The organism is Bacillota bacterium (assembly GCA_030019365.1).
GTDB lineage: Bacteria > Bacillota > Sulfobacillia > JACIYH01 > JACIYH01 > JACIYH01.
This window is the reverse complement of record JASEFA010000027.1, coordinates 1-559: the sequence shown is the minus strand read 5'-3', so window position 1 is coordinate 559 and position 559 is coordinate 1. Positions and strand designations below refer to the sequence as shown.

Sequence of the window (559 nt, the reverse complement as noted above, 5' to 3'; positions counted from 1 at the left end):
GCTTTGGGCATGCTTTTCATCTTCTTTGGCCTTGGTATATTCTCGATTTTGGTTGCCGGGGTTCTAACTGGCTACCTCATTGGACGTGAAGTGCTAGACTGGAAAAAACATATGTATGCGGGTGGTTTGGTATCTGTTTTACTTGTGATTAATGGGTGTTTTGCCCAAGCCTATTACGAGTTCAAGGTGGCTGCGCTACATCTTGGATATCCGCTCACAGATTTCAGCGGAAAATTTTTTGCGGTAATGATAGCAGATACCTTGGTCTCAATTTTTTCCCTCATTGCGCTTGCCGGGCTGGGCGCGATTTTAGGCGGTTGGCTGCGCAAGGCATTAAAGCCAGCTGAGCCAAAAGTTACTACGGTAGCGGAGAAACCACCTGCAGCGGGGTAGAGCGGGGTAGAAAACAACTTACTTCGCCCTCATGGCAGCCAGGAGTGCCCGCCGGGCTCATAACCCGGAGGTCGGAAGTTCAAATCTTCCCCCCGCTACCATTTCACTTAATCAAACCGATTTTGTACAGGTACTCCGCGGCCAGCACCGCGCCCTTCGCAGCGCC

At 51.0% G+C, this 559-nt stretch carries 1 protein-coding gene and 1 tRNA gene; both read left to right on the top strand.

The features are described 5' to 3' along the window. Positions 1-393 (top strand): hypothetical protein (locus tag QME70_14060; protein MDI6895686.1); only part of this gene is annotated, 393 nt, incomplete at its 5' end. Continuing rightward, positions 384-494, top strand: a tRNA-Met gene (locus tag QME70_14055). The genes QME70_14060 and QME70_14055, both read left to right, overlap by 10 nt. Positions 495-559: the final 65 nt, after the last annotated feature.